General features: G+C 75.7%; 21 protein-coding genes. 11 read left to right on the top strand and 10 right to left on the bottom strand.

All coding sequences use genetic code 11. The features are described from left to right. Positions 1-66 precede the first annotated feature (66 nt). Positions 67-1,062, bottom strand: a complete 996-nt coding sequence (locus tag A0J59_RS00450) for an aldo/keto reductase (RefSeq protein WP_047232151.1) — start codon at positions 1,060-1,062, stop codon at positions 67-69. A gap of 108 nt (positions 1,063-1,170) precedes the next feature. Here A0J59_RS00450 and A0J59_RS00445 point away from each other — a divergent pair, with 108 nt between their 5' ends. Both A0J59_RS00445 and A0J59_RS00440 read left to right on the top strand, forming a co-directional pair. Beyond that, positions 1,171-2,085: an aldose 1-epimerase family protein gene (locus tag A0J59_RS00445; RefSeq protein ID WP_064314875.1), complete on the top strand. Its 915-nt coding sequence runs from the start codon at positions 1,171-1,173 to the stop codon at positions 2,083-2,085. Between the two features lie 94 nt (positions 2,086-2,179). After that, the gene (locus A0J59_RS00440) at positions 2,180-2,803 is read left to right on the top strand and encodes a GDSL-type esterase/lipase family protein (protein WP_047232150.1); all 624 of its coding nucleotides are present in this window, start codon (positions 2,180-2,182) and stop codon (positions 2,801-2,803) included. 72 nt (positions 2,804-2,875) lie between these two features. Here A0J59_RS00440 and A0J59_RS00435 read toward each other — a convergent pair whose 3' ends face one another. From A0J59_RS00435 to A0J59_RS00425, 3 genes are all read right to left on the bottom strand, one after another. Then, positions 2,876-3,679: a hypothetical protein gene (locus tag A0J59_RS00435; RefSeq protein ID WP_064314874.1), complete on the bottom strand. Its 804-nt coding sequence runs from the start codon at positions 3,677-3,679 to the stop codon at positions 2,876-2,878. A 71-nt stretch (positions 3,680-3,750) separates the two neighbouring features. After that, on the bottom strand, positions 3,751-4,350 hold the full coding sequence (locus tag A0J59_RS00430) for a PadR family transcriptional regulator (protein WP_047232222.1): 600 nt from the start codon (positions 4,348-4,350) through the stop codon (positions 3,751-3,753). After that, positions 4,350-5,273, bottom strand: a complete 924-nt coding sequence (locus A0J59_RS00425; protein ID WP_047232148.1) for a DUF4097 family beta strand repeat-containing protein — start codon at positions 5,271-5,273, stop codon at positions 4,350-4,352. The genes A0J59_RS00430 and A0J59_RS00425 overlap by 1 nt, the downstream gene beginning before the upstream one ends. A gap of 192 nt (positions 5,274-5,465) precedes the next feature. On the opposite strand from A0J59_RS00425, the gene A0J59_RS22590 reads away from it, so the two are divergent. Beyond that, positions 5,466-5,540: a 50S ribosomal protein bL37 gene (locus A0J59_RS22590; RefSeq protein WP_099052597.1), complete on the top strand. Its 75-nt coding sequence runs from the start codon at positions 5,466-5,468 to the stop codon at positions 5,538-5,540. A gap of 106 nt (positions 5,541-5,646) precedes the next feature. Here the strand turns inward: A0J59_RS22590 and rsrA are convergent, their stop codons facing one another. Both rsrA and A0J59_RS00415 read right to left on the bottom strand, forming a co-directional pair. After that, positions 5,647-5,982, bottom strand: coding sequence for a mycothiol system anti-sigma-R factor (rsrA, locus tag A0J59_RS00420; RefSeq protein WP_231581754.1), 336 nt, complete (start codon positions 5,980-5,982; stop codon positions 5,647-5,649). Then, on the bottom strand, positions 5,979-6,695 hold the full coding sequence (locus tag A0J59_RS00415) for a sigma-70 family RNA polymerase sigma factor (RefSeq protein WP_047232220.1): 717 nt from the start codon (positions 6,693-6,695) through the stop codon (positions 5,979-5,981). Before A0J59_RS00415 ends, rsrA begins: the two co-directional genes overlap by 4 nt. A gap of 251 nt (positions 6,696-6,946) precedes the next feature. On the opposite strand from A0J59_RS00415, the gene A0J59_RS00410 reads away from it, so the two are divergent. From A0J59_RS00410 to hisN, 5 genes are all read left to right on the top strand, one after another. Beyond that, the gene (locus A0J59_RS00410; RefSeq protein WP_047232147.1) at positions 6,947-7,492 is read left to right on the top strand and encodes a ferritin; all 546 of its coding nucleotides are present in this window, start codon (positions 6,947-6,949) and stop codon (positions 7,490-7,492) included. A 127-nt stretch (positions 7,493-7,619) separates the two neighbouring features. Beyond that, positions 7,620-8,324, top strand: coding sequence for a DoxX family membrane protein (locus A0J59_RS00405; protein ID WP_064314873.1), 705 nt, complete (start codon positions 7,620-7,622; stop codon positions 8,322-8,324). A 71-nt stretch (positions 8,325-8,395) separates the two neighbouring features. After that, on the top strand, positions 8,396-9,751 hold the full coding sequence (gene aroA, locus A0J59_RS00400; RefSeq protein WP_064314872.1) for a 3-phosphoshikimate 1-carboxyvinyltransferase: 1,356 nt from the start codon (positions 8,396-8,398) through the stop codon (positions 9,749-9,751). Beyond that, positions 9,751-10,821: a ribosome small subunit-dependent GTPase A gene (gene rsgA, locus A0J59_RS00395; RefSeq protein ID WP_064314871.1), complete on the top strand. Its 1,071-nt coding sequence runs from the start codon at positions 9,751-9,753 to the stop codon at positions 10,819-10,821. Before aroA ends, rsgA begins: the two co-directional genes overlap by 1 nt. Before the next feature lie 57 nt (positions 10,822-10,878). Beyond that, positions 10,879-11,673, top strand: coding sequence for a histidinol-phosphatase (hisN, locus tag A0J59_RS00390; protein ID WP_064314870.1), 795 nt, complete (start codon positions 10,879-10,881; stop codon positions 11,671-11,673). A gap of 59 nt (positions 11,674-11,732) precedes the next feature. Here hisN and A0J59_RS00385 read toward each other — a convergent pair whose 3' ends face one another. The 3 genes from A0J59_RS00385 to A0J59_RS00375 are packed head-to-tail and all read right to left on the bottom strand — an operon-like array spanning position 11,733 to position 14,339. Beyond that, positions 11,733-12,263, bottom strand: coding sequence for a hypothetical protein (locus tag A0J59_RS00385; RefSeq protein WP_047232143.1), 531 nt, complete (start codon positions 12,261-12,263; stop codon positions 11,733-11,735). A gap of 4 nt (positions 12,264-12,267) precedes the next feature. Further along, positions 12,268-13,644 carry a hypothetical protein gene (locus tag A0J59_RS00380; RefSeq protein ID WP_064314869.1) on the bottom strand — a complete coding sequence of 459 codons (1,377 nt, stop codon included), beginning with the start codon at positions 13,642-13,644 and terminating at the stop codon, positions 12,268-12,270. Then, positions 13,641-14,339, bottom strand: a complete 699-nt coding sequence (locus A0J59_RS00375; RefSeq protein WP_064314868.1) for a hypothetical protein — start codon at positions 14,337-14,339, stop codon at positions 13,641-13,643. The genes A0J59_RS00380 and A0J59_RS00375 overlap by 4 nt, the downstream gene beginning before the upstream one ends. Before the next feature lie 126 nt (positions 14,340-14,465). Between A0J59_RS00375 and A0J59_RS00370 the strand changes: the two genes are divergently transcribed. After that, a complete protein-coding gene (locus A0J59_RS00370; protein ID WP_047232140.1) occupies positions 14,466-14,681 on the top strand; it encodes a helix-turn-helix domain-containing protein in 216 nt (71 codons plus the stop codon). A gap of 80 nt (positions 14,682-14,761) precedes the next feature. On the opposite strand, the gene A0J59_RS00365 is transcribed toward A0J59_RS00370, so the two are convergent. After that, complete coding sequence (locus tag A0J59_RS00365; RefSeq protein ID WP_047232218.1) at positions 14,762-15,301, bottom strand: hypothetical protein; 540 nt, start codon at positions 15,299-15,301, stop codon at positions 14,762-14,764. Between the two features lie 167 nt (positions 15,302-15,468). On the opposite strand from A0J59_RS00365, the gene A0J59_RS00360 reads away from it, so the two are divergent. Together A0J59_RS00360 and A0J59_RS00355 are read left to right on the top strand one after the other, a co-directional pair. Next, on the top strand, positions 15,469-16,476 hold the full coding sequence (locus A0J59_RS00360; RefSeq protein ID WP_064314867.1) for a LysM peptidoglycan-binding domain-containing protein: 1,008 nt from the start codon (positions 15,469-15,471) through the stop codon (positions 16,474-16,476). Positions 16,477-16,503: 27 nt separating this feature from the next. Beyond that, complete coding sequence (locus A0J59_RS00355; protein WP_064314866.1) at positions 16,504-17,073, top strand: Rv3235 family protein; 570 nt, start codon at positions 16,504-16,506, stop codon at positions 17,071-17,073. The last annotated feature ends 21 nt before the right edge of the window (positions 17,074-17,094 follow it).

Raw genomic sequence — 17,094 nt, 5'->3', positions numbered from 1 at the left:
CGACCCGAGCGTCCGAGATCGACCCTCAGGGGGTCGATCTGGCGACGTGCGGGTCGATCTCGCGGGTCACCAGCGGTCGTGGATCGTGGCGCGCAGGTGCTCGTCGTAGATCTCTCGGACGCCCGAGGTGAAGAGCGGGCCGAGGACGTCCGCGTCGCCCGCCGCGGCGTTCGAGCGGGCCTGCTCGACGTTGCGCGCGCCGGGGATGACGGTCGACACACCGGGCTGCTGCCAGACCCACGCGATCGCGACCTGGGCGGGCGTGAGGTCCTGCCCGACGACGTCGTGCACGAGCGTGGTGAACTCGGCCGCCGCCTGGACGCCGGTCTCGAAGTCGACGCCCGAGAACGTCTCGCCGACGTCGAACGCGCTCCCGTCGCGGTTGTAGGTGCGGTGGTCGTCGGCCGCGAAGGTCGTGTCCTTCGTGTACTTCCCCGACAGCAGGCCGGACGCGAGCGGCACGCGGGCGATGACGCCCACCCCGGCGGCGGAGGCCGCGGGCAGGACCGCGTCGAGGGGCTTGAGCCGGAACGCGTTGAGGATGATCTGCACGGTCGCGACACCGGGACGCGCGATGGCGGTGAGCGCCTCGTCGACCGTCTCGACGCTCACGCCGTAGCTCGCGATCGCGCCCTCGGCGACGAGGGTGTCGAGGCCGTCGTAGACCTCGTCGCGCGAGTAGACCGCCGTCGGGGGGCAGTGGAGCTGGACGAGGTCGAGGCGGTCCGTCCGGAGGTTGCGACGCGACCGGTCGGTCCACTCGCGGAACTTCGCGAGCGTGTAGTTGTCCGCGTCCTGGTCTTCGCGGCGACCCATCTTCGTCGCGACCGTGATCGCGTGGCCCGGGTTGTCGGCGAGGTAGCCGCCGATGATCTGCTCGCTGCGCCCGTCGCCGTAGACGTCCGCGGTGTCGAAGAACGTCACGCCGGCCTCCGCGGAGGCGTCGAGCACGGCGCGCGCGTCGTCCTCGCTCACGTCGCCCCAGTCGGCGCCGAGCTGCCAGGTTCCCAGTCCGACGACCGAGACGAGCCGTCCCGTGCGTCCGAGCACCTGTCGTTCCATCGTTCCTCCTCGTGCTGCGTCGGGTACGCCGGGAGACACACCCGGGCACCGAGTCTGACTGGCGAGAGCGCATCGCGCACCCTCGCACGCCGAGTACCGTATGTGAGCGTGAACACCCACGCCCCCTCGGGGACCCAGGTCCGCATCGCCCACGGCGAGCACGCAGCGACGATCACCGAGGTGGGAGCGGCCGTGCGCGAGTACACGGTCGGCGGCCGGCCCGTCTTCACGTCCTTCCCGGAGGACGAGGTCGCGCCCGCGTTCAACGGCGCGGTCCTGCTCCCCTGGCCCAACCGCCTGCGCGACGGCGCGTACGAGGTGGACGGCACGGCGTACCAGGTGCCCGTGTCGGAGCCCGACCGCGGCACCGCGCTGCACGGGCTCGCGTGCTGGCAGCGCTGGGTCGTCGTCGAGCACGACGCGTCCGCCGCGACGCTCGAGCTGCACCTGCCGCCGTCGCCCGGCTACCCGTTCGACCTCGTCACGCGCGTGACCTACTCGCTCGACGACGCCGGGCTGCGCGTCCACGTGCGCACGACGAACGTCGGCGCCGCGACGGCGCCGTACGGCATCGGGTTCCACCCGTGGCTGTCCGCCGACGGCGCGAACCTCGACGAGTGCACGCTGCGCCTCGACGCCGCGACGCGCGTCACGACCGACGAGCGGCTCCTGCCCACGGGCACCGAGCCCGCCGCGGGGAGCTACGACCTGCGCGAGCCGCGCCTGCTCGCGGGCGTCGACCTGGACGACGCCTACGTCGACGTGCTGCGCGACGCCGACGGCCTGTCCTGGATGCGCCTCGCCGCTCCCGACGGCCGCACGTCGGCCGTCTGGATGGACGGCTCGATGGACACCTGGCAGGTCTGCACGGGCGACCACGTCGGGGACGTCGCGTTCCGCCGGTCCGGCGTCGCGGCGGAACCCATGAGCTGCATCGCGGACGCGTTCCGCACCGGCGAGCGCCTCGTGCGGCTCGAGCCGGGCGCCACGCACGAGGTCACCTGGGGCGCGACGCTGCTCTGACCAGCCCCCGTCGCGGGCGGTCCGTCCCCTATGTCCGGCTGGACACGCCGTCCGCGCGAGCCCGTTTCGACCCGCGCCGCCCGCGTCGGGGAGAATGGCGCCCGTGGAAGACGCGGTGAGTCGAGAGGTACGGATCTGCGTCGTCGGCGACGAGCTGAGCGCCGGCGTCGGCGACGCGAAGGCCCTGGGGTGGGCGGGGCGCGTCGTCGCGCGCACGCGCTTCCCCCAGCCGGCGTACGTGTTCCCGCTCGCCATCCCCGGCGAGACGACGACGGCGCTCAGCCAGCGCTGGGAGGCGGAGACCGCGCGGCGGTTCGCCCCGGAGCCGGACGTGGACAACCGCCTCGTCATCGGCCTCGGCCGCCACGACCTCGACGCGGGGCTCTCGGTCGCGCGCTCGCGCCTCAACCTCGCGAACGTGCTCGACGTCGCGGAGTCGCACCGCCTTCCGACGTTCGTCGTGGGGCCCCCGCCGGGGCACGCGCAGGACGCCGAGCGGCTCGCCGAGCTCTCGCACGCGTTCTCGGACGTCGCGAACCGGCGCCGCGTGCCGTACGTGGACACGTTCAGCCCGCTCGTGACGCACGAGCAGTGGCTCGCGGACCTCGCGCAGAGCGGCAACGGCTTCCCCGGCCAGGCCGGATACGGGCTCATGGCCTGGCTCGTGCTGCACACGGGCTGGCACGCCTGGCTGGGTCTGCCGGACGACACGGTCTGAACCACCCACGCACGACGACGGCCCGTCGTCCCGGGAGCCATCCCGGGACGGCGGGCCGTCGGCGCGCGGGCGTCAGCCGCGCGAGACCGTGAGGTCGCCCGAGACGGTGTTCGCCGAGACGTACGCGCCGCGGGCGCCGGGCTGGTCGACGTGGTCGACCGACGTCGTGCGCTGCGCGGCGGAGTCCAGGCGGACGCCGTCGAGCACGGCCTTGCCCGTGACGCTGCGGGCCTTGAGGTTGACCGGCGACCCGGCGCCGAGGCGCACGGCCACGTCGCCGGAGACCGTGCGCGCGTCGACGAGCGGGGTGCTCTCGCGCGCGACGACCTCGACGCCGCTCGTCACGGTGTTCACGGACACGCGGCCGAGCGTCCCGCCGAGCGTGACCGCACCGGACGCGGTGCTCACGTGGACGTCGCCGACGTGCTCGCCGACGTCCACGGCGCCGGTCGCCGTCTTGATCGACGCCGTGCCCGACACGCCCTGGACGCGGACGGCGCCCGTCGCGGTCGTCACGGACAGGTCCGCCTGCGTGCCGAGGACGCTCGCGGCGGCGCGCGCCGTCGTCACCTTGACCGGCACGTGCGCGGGGACGGTCAGCCGCACGACGGCGCGGTCCTTGTCTCGCAGGCCCTTGGCCCGCTCGACGAGGCCCTCGACGCCGGCGAAGTCGTAGCCGACGCGCAGCTCGCCGTCGTGCACGCTCACCTGGAGCGGGCGCTCGGACACCTCGCTGACGTCGAGGTGGGCCCCGGCCTCGCGCGCGGGGTCGGCGACGACGTCGACCGCGCCGTCGGTGAGCTGGACGACGACGCGCCGGACGTCGGCGACGTCGACGGTCTGGGGGGCGTTGATGACCCAGGACTCGGTGCTCATGCGCTTCTCCTCGTTCGGTTCTCTGGTTCGGGGGTGCGATGCGTTCGTCGAGGGGTTCTCGTGATCGTCGGTCAGGGCAGGGTCGCTCGCACGGCCTTGCGCGCGCTGTCGAGCACGGTGCGCAGGGTGTCGACCGTGAGCTCCGAGACGACGCTCGCGGCGTCGGCGCGACGCAGGTCGGCGCGCACGTCCTCGCGGAAGCGCTGGAGCAGCGCCTCGGCCTCCATGCGCCACGCGTAGGACTCGCGGCGTCGCGGGTCCGGCCCGCCGTCGCGCGGGCGGGCGCGCGCCGTCTGCGCGGCGGCCGCGAGCTCGGCCCGCAGGCCCTTCAGCGAGCCCTGCACGTCGGCGCGCAGCGCCTCGGCGCGCTGGCGCACCGTCTCGGCGATGCCGTGCTCCAGCGCGGCGACGTCGGCCCGACGCGCCTCGATCTCCGCGCGCCCCGCGGGCGTCAGCTCGTAGGTCGTCTTGCGGCCGTCGGCGCTGCGGTGCACGAGGCCCTCGTCCTCGAGCCGCGCGAGCCGGGGGTAGATGGTCCCGGCGCTCGGCCGGTACGTGCCGCCGAAGCGCTCCGAGAGCTCGGTGATGAGCTCGTAGCCGTGCTTGGGCCCGGTGTCGAGGAGCGCGAGGAGGTAGAGCCGGAGCTCGCCGTGCGCGAAGACGGTGGCCATCAGCGGTCCACCGGCCCGCCCGACGACGCGGCTCCCGGGGCCCCCGGGCTCCCCCACGCGGGGGCGTCCGCGCCGGCCGGGGCGTCCTCGACCGGGCTCTCGTCCCACGGGGCCTCGTCGGGAGCCCCCCGGAGGACGGTCACGTCGCCGGAGACGGCGGAGACCCGGACCGGCGCACCCTTCCCGTACCGCGCGGGCTGGTGGAACGAGCGCGCGGTCCCGCGCTGCTCCGCGCCGTCCACGAGGAGGCGCCCGCTCACGCAGCGGATCGCGTAGTCCATCGCGTCGGGGTCCGGCAGGCGCACGAGCACGTCGGCGGAGACCGCGCTCACGACGATCTCGGACGGGGTCGTGCGCGTGTCGACGGTGACGGAGCCCGAGACCGACTCGAGGCGGAGCGAGTGCAGCGCGCCGGTCGCCGTGAGGCCGCCAGACACGGAGTCCATCCGGACCGGGCCGTCGTGCTCGCTCGCCGAGACCTCGCCCGAGACCGTGTCGACACGGAGCTCCCCGTGCGTGCGGCTCGTCATCACGGAACCGGAGACGGTCGCGAGCCGGGCGCCGTCGCGCACGCCCGCGACGAGGGCCTCCCCCTGCACGGTCGCGACCTTGACCTGCGTCGTCGCCGGCACGGCGACGTGCACGTCCGCCGCGTCCTTGCCGGTGTAGGTGCGGAAGCGCTCGAGGAAGCCCTTCCAGCCCGCGACGAACGGTCCGTAGCCGACCCGGAGCGTGGTCCCCTCGAGACGCACCTCCAGGGGGCGGCCGACCACCGAGTGGACCTCGACGCGCGTGTCGGTGCGCGTCGGGTCGTCGTGCGCGACCACGTCGATGCGACCGCCGATGACGGTCGCGTCGAGCGTCCGCACGTGCGCCAGGTCGATGGCCTGCGGACCCGTGACGGTCCAGCTCTCCTGCGTCATCCGTGGCTCCGTCCGTGGTCGCGTCCCGCGCGGCCGCGACGGCGACGCTCGTGGGCACTCGCGATATATCTCGTTCTGGCAGACACGATATATCGCGTGCTCGACCCTGGCAAGGGGTCGCGTGTGGGACGATGGGAGGCGGACTTGACCCGCCGGGACCGGCGGGACTCCCCCGATCGTCAGGAGAACACCATGAGCAAGCGCGGACGCAAGCGTCGCAGCCGCAAGGGCAACGCCGCGAACCACGGCAAGCGCCCCAACGCCTGAGACGGCGCGCCCCCACGGGGGACGACGAGAGGGCCCGTACCGACGACGTCGGTACGGGCCCTCTCTCGTTCTCCGTCCGTCGGGGCAGGTGCCCCGCGGACGGTGCTCAGCGGCTCTCGACGACCGTCGTCGTCGTGACCATGACGGTGAGCTGCGTGTGGATGCGCTCCCGCAGCCCCGCGGGCGCCTTCTCGTGGCACGAGCGGCGCACGAGCTGCTTGACGAGCTCCTCGACGCTCAGCTCGGCGAGGCACGGCGAGCAGTGCGCGACGTGCGCGCGCATGCGCAGCTCGTCGTCCGGCGTCATCTCCGAGTCGAGGTACTCGTAGAGGTGCGTGAGCGCGTGCTCGCACTCCGACTCGCCCGCCGTCGAGTGCGGGATGGGCGTCACCGACTCCTCGACCGGGCCGCGCCCCGGGATCCGGCTCTCTGACGTGCTCACGACTCACCTCCGGGGCTCTTCGCCCCCACCAGTCCTCGCCTCACGGCGTAGTCGGCCAGCAGCTCGCGCAGCTGGCGCCTGCCTCGGTGCAGGCGGGACATGACCGTGCCGATCGGTGTCCCCATGATCTCCGCGATCTCCTTGTACGGGAAGCCCTCGACGTCCGCGTAGTACACGACCATGCGCCGGTCCTCGGGCAGCTCCTGGAGCGCGCGCTTCACGTCCGAGTCCGGCAGGCGGTCGAGCGCCTCCGCCTCGGCCGAGCGCAGCCCCTGCGACGTGTGCGACGCCGCGCGCGCGATCTGCCAGTCCTCGACGTCGTCCGTCTGGGCCTGCTGCGGCTCGCGCTGCTTCTTGCGGTACGTGTTGATGAACGTGTTCGTGAGGATGCGGTAGAGCCACGCCTTGAGGTTCGTGCCCGGCCGGTACTGGTGGAACGCCGCGAACGCCTTCGCGAACGTCTCCTGCACCAGGTCCTCGGCGTCCGACGGGTTGCGCGTCATGCGCAGCGCCGCGGAGTACAGCTGGTCGAGGTACTGGAGCGCGTCCTGCTCGAACCGTGCGGCGCGCGCGGCGTCGCTCTCGGTCTGCGGCGCGCGGTTGGTGTCCTCGGCGTCCGTGTCCGTGGGCAGCGTCGTGCCCTCGACCGGCGTCGTTCCCGACGTCGTCGCGGGGCTGCCGGAGACGTCGCTGCCGGAGATTCGCTCTGTCATCAACAACGAGCCTAGTCCCCTGTTCGTCTGGGTGTCCGGTGACGTGACCGGCGCCGACCACGCGGCGGCGAACGCCGCGTCCGCCGTCGACGCCTCGGGGGTCGACGATGCGGCCCGGGCGGCGGGTGCGGGGGTCTCGAGGAGGACGGTCACGAGTGGTGCAACCCGAACGTGCCCGCGCGCATTCCCGCGGCCCGGAGCGCCCCGCGGTGCGCCGCGCGCGACGCACCCGGCGTCGCTAGCGTGGCGCCATGACGACCTCGCAGACCCCGTCCCGCTTCCTCACCCTGCTGCGCGAGCAGGTCGGGCACGAGCTCGACGCGCACCAGCAGTACATCGCGATCGCCGTGTGGTTCGACGCCCACGACCTGCCGCAGCTCGCCGCGCACTTCTACCGGCAGTCGGTGGAGGAGCGCAACCACGCGATGATGATCGTGCGGTACCACCTCGACCGGGACCTGCCCGTCGAGATCCCCGGCTCCGGCCCGGTCCGCAACGACTTCGCGGACGTCGTCGAGCCGCTGCGGCTCGCGCTCGACCAGGAGAAGCAGGTCACCGCGCAGATCGAGGCGATCTTCCGCGCCGCGCGCGAGGAGGGCGACGCCCTGGGCGAGCAGTTCCTCCTGTGGTTCCTCAAGGAGCAGGTGGAGGAGGTCGCCTCCGCGACCACCCTGCTCACCGTCGCGCAGCGCGCGGGCGACAACCTGTTCGACCTCGAGAACTTCGTCGCGCGGGAGACGATCGGCGACGCCGGCGAGTCGGCCGACGCCCCGGAGGCCGCGGGCGGCGCGCTCTGACGCGCACACGTGAGGAGTGCCTCACGGGCCGCAGGTGGCGCCGTCCCGGCGGTCGCGGCAGGCTGGGACCGACCGGTGCACGCCCGAGGCGGGCACCGGCGAGTCACCGGCGATGAGGAGAGAACCGATGCTGCTGCGTCACCTCGCGAGGCCCATGCTGGCCTCGTGGTTCGTCTACGACGGGCTCCAGGCCGCGCTCAAGCCCGCCGAGCACGTGCGAGCCGCGCGCTCGGGCGTCGAGCTCGTCGAGAAGAGCGCCGGCATCGAGGCCCCGCTCAGCGAGAAGCAGGTCGCGACGCTCGTGCGCGCCCACGGCGCCGCGACGGCCGTCGCCGGGCTGTTCCTCGCCGTCGGCAAGGCCCCCCGCACGGCCGCCCTGACCCTCGCCGCGCTCACGGTGCCCCTCGCGGTCGTCAACCAGCCCTTCACCTCGGGCGAGGCGACGCGCGCCGAGCGCACGCGCAAGTTCGTCGCGAACGTCGGCGCGATCGGTGCGGCGCTCATCGCGGGCGCGGACTACGAGGGCCGCCCGGGCGTGCAGTGGCGGCTCGAGAAGGCCCGGCACGACCTCGCGCTCGCCAAGCAGGCGAAGCAGGAGGCCGTGGTCGCGAGCGCGAAGGGGGCCGTGAAGGACGTCTCGACCTCGGCCCGGGGAGCGGCGAAGGAGGCGAGCCGCTCCACGAAGAACGCGGCGAAGCACGCGGCCAAGGAGGCGGGACGCTCGGCGCGACGCGCGACGAAGGCCGCCCAGCAGGCCGCGGAGCACGCCGCGACCCTCGCCGCGGGGGCCGTGCACGACGCCGAGGCCGCGGTCCGGGCGAAGGTCGCCTGACACGGTCGTGACGTGACCGCGCGGCGGGACGCTCCGCCGTCGGGCACCGTCCCTCCACTAGCCTGGAGGCCATGACGACCTCGCCCTCCGCCGCGCCCGTGCCCCCCGCCGTCGACGAGGGCTGGGCGGCGCCCACGGCGGGCGGGCCGCTCGACGCGACGGTCGAGGTCCCGGGCTCGAAGTCGCTGACGAACCGGCTGCTCGTGCTCGCCGCGCTCGCCGACGGGCCCGGGACCCTGCGCGGCGCCCTGCGCAGCCGCGACGCCGACCTCATGATCGCCGCCCTGCGCACGCTCGGCGTCGGCGTCGAGGAGGGCGCGTCGCCCAGCGAGCTGCGCGTGACCCCCGGTCCGCTGCGCGGACCCGTCGAGGTGGACTGCGGCCTGGCCGGCACCGTCATGCGCTTCCTCCCGCCGCTCGCGGCGCTCGCCGGCGGCACGGTCCGGTTCGACGGCGACGAGGGCGCGCGCGTGCGCCCCATGGGCCCGGTCCTCGCCGCGCTCAGCGCGCTGGACGTCCCGGTGGAGGGCGACGGCGACGGGCTGCCGACGACGCTCCCCTTCACGATCCGCGGCCGCGGCCGGGTGCGCGGCGGGTCGGTCGACGTCGACGCGTCGGCGTCGAGCCAGTTCGTCTCGGGGCTCCTCCTCGCCGCCGCGCGCTACGACCAGGGCCTCACGGTGCGGCACATCGGCCACACGCTGCCGAGCATGCCGCACATCGAGATGACGGTGGAGGTCCTGCGGGAGGTCGGCGTCGTCGTCGACGACTCCCGGCCCGCGATCTGGCGGGTCGAGCCCGGTCCGATCGCGGCGCGCGACGTGCAGGTCGAGCCCGACCTGTCGAACGCCGCCCCCTTCCTCGCCGCCGCGCTCGTCGCGGGGGGCACCGTGCGCGTCACGGGCTGGCCGACGGCGACGAACCAGCCGGGCGCCATGGTCCCCGAGCTGCTCGATTCCATGGGCGCGACCGCGTCGCTGGACGGCGACGTGCTGTCCGTGACGGGCACGGGCGAGGTGCGCGGCGTGGATGTGGACCTGCACGCCGCCGGCGAGCTCGCGCCGACGATCGCGGCGCTGGCCGCCCTCGCCGACTCCCCCAGCCGCCTGCGCGGCATCGCCCACCTGCGGGGGCACGAGACCGACCGGCTCGCCGCGCTCGCGACGGAGATCACGCGCCTCGGCGGGCAGGCGGAGGAGACGCGCGACGGCCTCGTCATCACGCCGCGCCCCCTGCACGGCGCGCTGTTCCGCACGTACCACGACCACCGCATGGCGACGTCGGCGGCCGTCATCGGCCTGCGCGTCCCGGGGGTCGGCGTCGAGAACGTCGAGACGACCGCCAAGACGCTGCCCGGGTTCGCGGGGATGTGGGAGCGCATGCTCGGGGGCAGGTCCGGATCCGGCACGGGAGCGGCGGCCCGCTGATGGCGCGCCGCGTCCCGGACGAGTCCGACTTCCGCGCGCGCCCCGGCAAGCACGGCAGCCGCCCCCGCACCAAGCAGCGGCCCGAGCACGCGGACGCGGTGACGGGGTTCGTCACGGGCGTGGACCGGGGCCGGTACACGCTGCTCGTGGGCGGGACGGACGACGAGACGGTCGTCGGCGCCGAGGACGAGCGCACCGTCCTCGCGATGAAGGCACGCGAGCTCGGCCGCACGCGCATCGTGTGCGGGGACCGCGTCGACCTCGTCGGGGACGTGTCCGGCGACGACGGGTCGCTCGCGCGGATCGTGCGTATCCAGGACCGGTCGTCGGTGCTGCGCCGCACGGCCGACGACACCGACCCCTACGAGCGGGTCATCGTCGCGAACGCCGACCAGCTCGTCGTCGTCACCGCGCTCGCGGAACCCGAGCCGCGCACGCGCATGATCGACCGGTGCGTGGTCGCTGCGTACGACGCCGGCATGGACGTCCTGCTGTGCCTCACCAAGGCGGACCTCGCCGACCCGGAGCCGCTGCGCGCGCTGTACGAGCCGCTCAGGGTGTCCGTCGTCGTGACGCGCCGCGCGCCCGACGGCCTCGCGCCCGACGGCTGGGCGATCGAGCCGCTCGACGCGGTGCGCGACGCGCTCGCCGGGCGCACGTCCGTGTTCGTCGGTCACTCGGGCGTCGGCAAGTCGACGCTCGTCAACGCGCTCGTCCCGGACGCGCAGCGCGCGACCGGTCACGTCAACGACGTCACGGGCCGCGGCAGGCACACGTCCACGTCCGCCGTCGCGCTGCGCCTGCCCGGCGGCGGATGGGTCATCGACACCCCCGGCGTGCGGTCGTTCGGCCTCGCGCACGTCCAGGTCGACCACCTGCTGCGCGCGTTCGAGGACCTCGACGCCGTCGCCGCGGGCTGCCCACGCGGGTGCACCCACCTCGACGACGCCCCGGACTGCGCGCTCGACGAGTGGGTCGAGGCGTCGCCCGACGACGAGACGCGCGCGGCCCGCGCCGCGCGCCTCGAGTCGTTCCGCCGCGTGCTCGCCTCGCGCACCGGCGCGGCCTGAGCCCTGGCCCGCGCGGCGCCTCCCTCGCGCCGGGCGGGCACCGCTACGGTGTGAGCCATGACGCCCCCCTCGACGCGCGGCTACGACGACGACCTGCGCCTCGCCCACGTGATCGCCGACCAGGTCGACGCGCACACGATGTCGCGCTTCAAGGCGCTCGACCTGCACGTCGAGTCCAAGCCGGACTCGACGCCGGTGAGCGACGCCGACCGCACCGCCGAGGAGATCATCCGCGGCCAGCTCGGCCGGGCGCGCGGTCGCGACGCGATCGTCGGCGAGGAGTTCGGCGAGACCGGTCACGGCGCGCGGCGCTGGATCATCGACCCGATCGACGGGACCAAGAACTTCGTGCGCGGCGTGCCCGTGTGGGCGACGCTCATCGCGCTCGCCGACGGCGACGAGGTCGTCGTCGGGCTCGTCTCCGCACCCGCGCTGGGCCGGCGCTGGTGGGCGGCGAAGGGCACCGGCGCGTGGACGGGCAAGTCGCTCGCCGCCGCGTCGCGGCTGCAGGTGTCGGGCGTCTCGGCGTGGTCCGACGCCTCGTTCGCCTACGCGTCGCTCGACGGCTGGGAGGAGCGCGGGAAGCTCGAGCCGTTCCTCGACCTCCTGCGCGGCGCGTGGCGCACGCGGGGCTACGGCGACTTCTGGTCGTACATGCTCGTCGCCGAGGGCGCCGCCGACGCGGCCGCCGAGCCCGAGCTCGAGCTCTACGACATGGCCGCGCTCGTGCCCATCGTCACCGAGGCCGGCGGCCGGTTCACGTCGCTCGACGGCGCCGACGGCCCGTGGGGCGGCAACGCCGTCGCGACGAACGGGCTGCTGCACGACGAGGTGCTCGGCCGCCTCGGCTGACGCGGACCGCCGTCGGGCACCGCCTGGCTCCCGACCGGCCGCCCCGCACCGCGGAGCCGTCAGCCGCGCGGCACGTCCTTGAGCTCGGACCAGTCGTACCAGAGCAGGTCGCGCTCGTTGACCCGGTCGATCGCGGCGTCGAGCGCCGCGTCGGCACCCGGGCCGTCGTCGTCGGCCGCGGCGAGCACCGCCGCGACGTCCTCGACGGCCTCGGGCTCGTCGACGTGCACGCACACGATCGCGACGTCGGGCACGGTCCGCAGGACCTCGACCGCGCTGGGCGCAGGTGCGTCCTCGTCGTCGGAGTCGTCGGCGCCCACGACCTGCACCGCGCCGTCGGGCACCTCGAGCGTCACGACGAGCCGCTGGCGCGGCGCGTCCGGGCGCGCCGCGACGAGCGCGAGCGAGTCGTCCGCCGCCTCGAGCGCGGCCGCGTACTCCAGGCCCTCCTCGTCCTCGTCGGGCAGCGCGCGCGTCAGCGCGGCGGTCACGGCGTGGGCGCCGCGCGGGGCGACGCTCCAGCGGGCGGCGTCGGCGGTCACGGTGACGGCGTCGAGCTCGTCGAGCGTCGCGGGGAGGTAGATGCGCATGGGTTCAGTGTGCCGCCTCCAGCGCGAGTCCGTGCGCCGCACCACGCCCGGGCTGCGCCGCCTCCCGCACCTGCACGGCGAGCCGCGCCAGGGCGCGACGGGCAGGGCTCGCGGGCGCCGACTCCGCGAGCGTCCGACCCTCCCGGAGGCCGAGGTCGACGGCGGCGTCCTCGGGGACGACGTGCAGGTCGTCGACGCTCGCGTAGCGGGCCATCGCGTCGCGCACCGCTCGCTCGGGCCGGGGCCCGACGACGCTCGCGCGCACGCGGTTCACCACGACGACGCGCGCCGCGCCGACGCACGCGCCCGTCTCGGCGAGCTCGTCGAGCGCCCGGACCAGACGCTGGAGCCCGACGGGATCCCCCGCGCCGACGACGACCACCACGTCCGCGGCCGCGAGCGCGCTCCAGGTCGCGTCGTTGCGCTGCGGGGCGCGGGTGTCGTACGTCAGGAGCTCGTCCCGCTCGATCCCGAAGCCGCAGTCGACGACCGTCCAGTCCGCGACGGACCGCCCGACCTCCCACACGGCGTCGAGCGACGCCCCGGGCACCTCCGGCCACCGGCCCGCCCGGGTCAGGCCCGTCAGCACCCGGACGCGTGGCAGGACCGTGGGCGCCAGCGCGACCAGCCCCGCGCCGTCGAGCGCGCCCTGACCCGCGCTGCGGGCGGCCGCCGCCAGTCCGGGTGACTCGTCGAGCAGGCCGAGCCGCTGGGCGACGCTCCCGCCGTAGGTGTCCGCGTCGACGAGCAGGACCTCCGCGTCGGGCGCCGAGGGGACGGTGGCCGGGACGTCCACGTCCGCGGAGCGCCGCTCCCGGCGCGCCGGACGAGCACGCCGCACGGGCGCCGGTCCCGCGAGCTCGGCGGCGAGGTTCGTCGCCACGGTCGTACGACCGGGTGCGCCGGTCGGGCCCCACACGGCGACGGTCCGCCCGAGGCGGGGCTCCCGCCCCGGGTCGGCGGCGCCGGCGCCGACGGCCCCCCGGGGGACACCGGGTGCGCCCGTGGCCGCCTCGCGCGGCGGCAGGACGGCCCGGACGACGTCGCACAGCGCGTCCGGCGCGGAGTCCAGGTCGACGACGGCATCGACCCCGTAGGCCCGCACCCGTCCCTCTTCCCACGTCCCGGCCGGGGCGAGCGCGACGATCCGCACGTCGTGGGCGTGCAGGTCCACGACCGCCTGCCGGTCCAGCGCGGGCAGGTCGCACGACACGACCGCGACTCGGCCCGCACCCGCCGCGGCCGCGGCGAGCAGCTCGACGACGTCCGCGCACCGCCGCGTGACCTGGAGCCCGGGAGCGGCGAGCGTCGTGACCACCTCGGCCTCGCGCGCGCCCCGGACCGCGCACAGGACGGTCGCGACCGTGGTCGCGCCGCTCATCCCGCAGCCCCGACCGGGACGAGCGCGATCGTCCCGTCCCCGGCCACCGCCGCGAGCACGGCCGGGAGGTCGTCGACGCCGACCAGGAGGTGGACCGTCGTCGGTCCGCCCACGACGAGCGTCCCCTCGCCCTCGTCGACCTGTGCGACGGTGACGCCCTCGACGAGCAGCTCGGGCTGCGGTGGCTCGTCCCCCGCGGCGGTGCCCGGCTCGGCACCGGCCGTCGGGGGAGCCTCGGGGACGTACCAGACGTCGACCGCCGCCCCGGCGACGATCCGCTCCGAGAGGCCCGTCGTCACGGGGACCGCGACGGCGCGCACCGCGAGGTCGGCGGCCGCGCCGAGCGACGACGCGGGGACCAGCTCGCCCGCGGCGACGGTGCGCAGGACGACGGCCTCGTCCGGGAGCCCGTCGGCCGCGAGGAGGTAGCGGTCCGTCTGCGTCCCGAGCCGCACCTCGACCGCCCGCAGGTCCGCCGCGGTCACGGTCGTCCCGGGCGTCAGCGCCGCCCCGGCCGCGTAGACGGTGACGGTCCGGCTCGCGGTGCTCACGGCCCACGACCCGAGGGCCACGGAGAGCGCGACCACCACGATCCCCACGAGGAGCCGCGGGTCCTTCCAGCCAGGTCGCCTCAGGCGCACGGCGGGCCGTGGTGCCGGCTCGACCCCCACGGGTCGTTCCCTCGTCGTCGTCATCGATCTCCCCCTTGGTCGTCCGGCACGTCAGCCGTGCCGCGGCTTCATGATCCCCGGTCTGCGCCACCCGTGGCGGTGCCTGTGGACGAGCGTCGAGGCGCGGCGCGCGCGTGCCAGACTGACGCCATGGCCCAGCGGTTCCTCACCCTCGCCGACGTCACGGACGAGCTCAACATCTCCGCGGCGCAGGCGTACGCGCTCGTCCGATCCGGCGAGCTCCCCGCGATCCAGGTGGGCGGCCGAGGGCAGTGGCGCGTCGAGGTCAGCGAGCTCGAGGCGTACATCCAGCGGATGTACGCGCAGACGCGCCAGCGCATCGAGGCCGGTGACTTCGACGCCTGAGCGGCCGCGGCGCCCTCGACCGCCGACCCGACGGCGCCGCGCCGACGCCGCGAACCCCGCGCGCTCCCCCTGCACGCTCCTCACCGCGGGACGAACCCCGTCTCCGACTCGCTGACGCACAGGACCGCGGACCAGGGCACGACCCGCGAGCCGTGCCCGTCGCCCGGGGCGACCTCCAGGTCGACGTGGTCCTTGCCGACCCGCGCGACCCACCCGGGAAAGACACCGGCGGGGGTCCGCACCTGGACGGGCCGACGGTCGCGCATGAGCGCGCGGAGGGCGTGGCCGAGGCCCAGCCGCGCCGACCTCGCCGAGGGCGCGGGCTGGGCATGGCGACCGAGGCCCTGGACGGCGGAGATCGCGCTGGTCGGCACGAGGTGCTGGCGCCGGGCCGCGCCCAGGAGCACCCACTCCTCCGCCGCCTCGCGCAGCTCTCCGGTGACGGCCGACCCGTCGCGCAGCTCGAGCGTGACCGTGCCGGGCGTGCCGCGCAGCCGCTCGACGAGCGTGATCGTCGCGTGCTCCGCACGGGTGAGGTCGGCGACGGCGGCGGCCCGGTCCTGCGACTCGGCGGCGGCGAGCTGCGCCGCGAGGTCGTCGAAGAGGGCGTCCCATCGCACCGGGACACCGTAGCGGTCCCCCGCGCCACCGGCCCGCGCCCTGTCCACATCACGAGAAGACCTCTGGACAGGGGTGGCCGGTCACGCTTAGATCGCTCTGTCGGTATCAAACGACATCAAACGACATCAAGAGCCGTCTTCTTCGGACGGCGACGCAGGGGGCACCGATGGACCGTCGTACCGCCGTACCCGCACGAGCCGGAGGCATCGCCGTCCTCCTCGCGCTCCTCCTCGTCATGGGCGGCGCCGTGACGGCGCTCGCGCTGCGCGCCGCGCACCTCGTGGGCACCCTCCCCGCTGCCCGCCCCGAGCCCTACGTCGAGCTTCTCGCCGTCGCGCTCGGGGCCGTGGCGGCCACGTGGGTGGCCGTCAGCGCCGTCCTCGGCCTGGGCTGCGTCGCCGCACGCGCCGTGGGCCGCTCGTGGGGAGCCGGCGAACGGCTCCTCCTGCGCGCGGCGCCCGCCGTCGTCCGCCGGGCCGCGCGGGTCGGCGTGGGGCTGACCGTGGGTGCAGGCCTCGTCCTCGCCGGAGGGACCGCTCAGGCCGCGACGACCCCGGACGCCGACCCCGGCGTCGTGGCGGTCGACCTGGGCTGGCAGACCTCGGCGCCCGCTCCCGCGCCGTCCGGGCCGGCGCAGCCCGCTCCCCTCCCGACGGACGCACCGGCACCTGCGCTGCCGCACGCTCCCTCGGGCCCGACGACGACCTCCGACCAGCCCGCGCCGACGATCACCGCCCCGTCCACGGGGGCCGGCGACCGCGCGTCCTCCGCACCGGCCGCGCAGTCGGTGCCGTCCGTCACCCCGGACGCTCCGAGCACGCCGTCGGCCCCGGCCTCGCCTTCGGCCCCGGCGCGGGCACAGGCACCCGGAACCGCGACGACGACGGGTCCGTCGGCTCCCGCACGGGCGCCCGAGGCCCGGAGCGCCGCGGCCGATCAGCGCGACGCCGCGCTCACGGTGGTGCGGGAGGTCGCCGCGGACGAGCCGCGCGAGGTCGTCGTCGTGCGCGGCGACTCGCTCTGGTCGATCGCCGCACGCCACCTGCCGGACGGCGCGTCGGACGCGCAGGTGGCCGACGCGGTGCAGCGCTGGTACGCCGCGAACGTCGGGGTCGTCGGCGACGACCCCGACCTCGTCCGCCCGGGCCAGGTGCTCGTCGCACCGGCCTCCTGACGACCGCCCGCCGCGAAGGAGCCCACGATGACCGCTCCCCTGCTGACCACCGCCGACGCCCAGGCCACGACCGGTCCCGCCGCGCCGCCCGACCGGCCCGCGCCGCCCGCCCGCTCCACGAGCGTGCCCGCCGAGCTGTCCGCTCGCCTGCTGCGCTGCGTGGGCGAGCGTCCCGTCCCGACGATGGACCTGACCGACGTCACGACCGCGCGGGCACGGCAGCACGTCGTGCGGGGACGCCCTCTCGCGCCGCCGACGGCGCCGCTCCCGCTCCCCGACCCGACGGCCCTGTGCTGCGCGGTCGTGCGCGCCGCCGTCGAGGTCGTCCGCGGCGAGCGCACCGTGGGACAGCTCGCGCGGTGGGTGTCGCCGGAGATCTACGAGACGCTCGCCCGACGGTCGCGCCTCGTCGCCGACGGCCCTCGCGCCACGACGACCCGGCCCGTCACCGTGCGCCGCGCCCGCGTGCTGCGGATCGGCGACGGCGTCGCCGAGGGCACCGTCGTGGTCGAGGACGGTGCCCGCGTGCGGGCCGCCGCGGCGCGGCTCGAGGCGCGCCGCGGGACGTGGCGCGTCGTCGCGCTCGAGATCGGGTGACCGACCCTCGGCCGAGACGAC

It is taken from the genome of Cellulosimicrobium sp. I38E (genome assembly GCF_001647255.1).
GTDB lineage: Bacteria > Actinomycetota > Actinomycetes > Actinomycetales > Cellulomonadaceae > Cellulosimicrobium > Cellulosimicrobium cellulans_E.
This window is presented reverse-complemented; position numbering and strand designations above follow the sequence as displayed.

Excerpts from the sequence above, each read along its gene's own strand:
- A0J59_RS00450 (WP_047232151.1), bottom strand. The coding sequence starts at position 1,062 with ATGGAACGACAGGTGCTCGGACGCACGGGACGGCTCGTCTCGGTCGTC.
- A0J59_RS00440 (WP_047232150.1), top strand. The coding sequence starts at position 2,180 with ATGGCGCCCGTGGAAGACGCGGTGAGTCGAGAGGTACGGATCTGCGTC.
- A0J59_RS00435 (WP_064314874.1), bottom strand. The coding sequence starts at position 3,679 with ATGAGCACCGAGTCCTGGGTCATCAACGCCCCCCAGACCGTCGACGTC.
- A0J59_RS00430 (WP_047232222.1), bottom strand. The coding sequence starts at position 4,350 with ATGGCCACCGTCTTCGCGCACGGCGAGCTCCGGCTCTACCTCCTCGCG.
- A0J59_RS00425 (WP_047232148.1), bottom strand. The coding sequence starts at position 5,273 with ATGACGCAGGAGAGCTGGACCGTCACGGGTCCGCAGGCCATCGACCTG.
- A0J59_RS00415 (WP_047232220.1), bottom strand. The coding sequence starts at position 6,695 with ATGACAGAGCGAATCTCCGGCAGCGACGTCTCCGGCAGCCCCGCGACG.
- A0J59_RS00410 (WP_047232147.1), top strand. The coding sequence starts at position 6,947 with ATGACGACCTCGCAGACCCCGTCCCGCTTCCTCACCCTGCTGCGCGAG.
- A0J59_RS00405 (WP_064314873.1), top strand. The coding sequence starts at position 7,620 with ATGCTGCTGCGTCACCTCGCGAGGCCCATGCTGGCCTCGTGGTTCGTC.
- aroA (WP_064314872.1), top strand. The coding sequence starts at position 8,396 with ATGACGACCTCGCCCTCCGCCGCGCCCGTGCCCCCCGCCGTCGACGAG.
- rsgA (WP_064314871.1), top strand. The coding sequence starts at position 9,751 with ATGGCGCGCCGCGTCCCGGACGAGTCCGACTTCCGCGCGCGCCCCGGC.
- hisN (WP_064314870.1), top strand. The coding sequence starts at position 10,879 with ATGACGCCCCCCTCGACGCGCGGCTACGACGACGACCTGCGCCTCGCC.
- A0J59_RS00385 (WP_047232143.1), bottom strand. The coding sequence starts at position 12,263 with ATGCGCATCTACCTCCCCGCGACGCTCGACGAGCTCGACGCCGTCACC.
- A0J59_RS00380 (WP_064314869.1), bottom strand. The coding sequence starts at position 13,644 with ATGAGCGGCGCGACCACGGTCGCGACCGTCCTGTGCGCGGTCCGGGGC.
- A0J59_RS00375 (WP_064314868.1), bottom strand. The coding sequence starts at position 14,339 with ATGACGACGACGAGGGAACGACCCGTGGGGGTCGAGCCGGCACCACGG.
- A0J59_RS00370 (WP_047232140.1), top strand. The coding sequence starts at position 14,466 with ATGGCCCAGCGGTTCCTCACCCTCGCCGACGTCACGGACGAGCTCAAC.
- A0J59_RS00360 (WP_064314867.1), top strand. The coding sequence starts at position 15,469 with ATGGACCGTCGTACCGCCGTACCCGCACGAGCCGGAGGCATCGCCGTC.
- A0J59_RS00355 (WP_064314866.1), top strand. The coding sequence starts at position 16,504 with ATGACCGCTCCCCTGCTGACCACCGCCGACGCCCAGGCCACGACCGGT.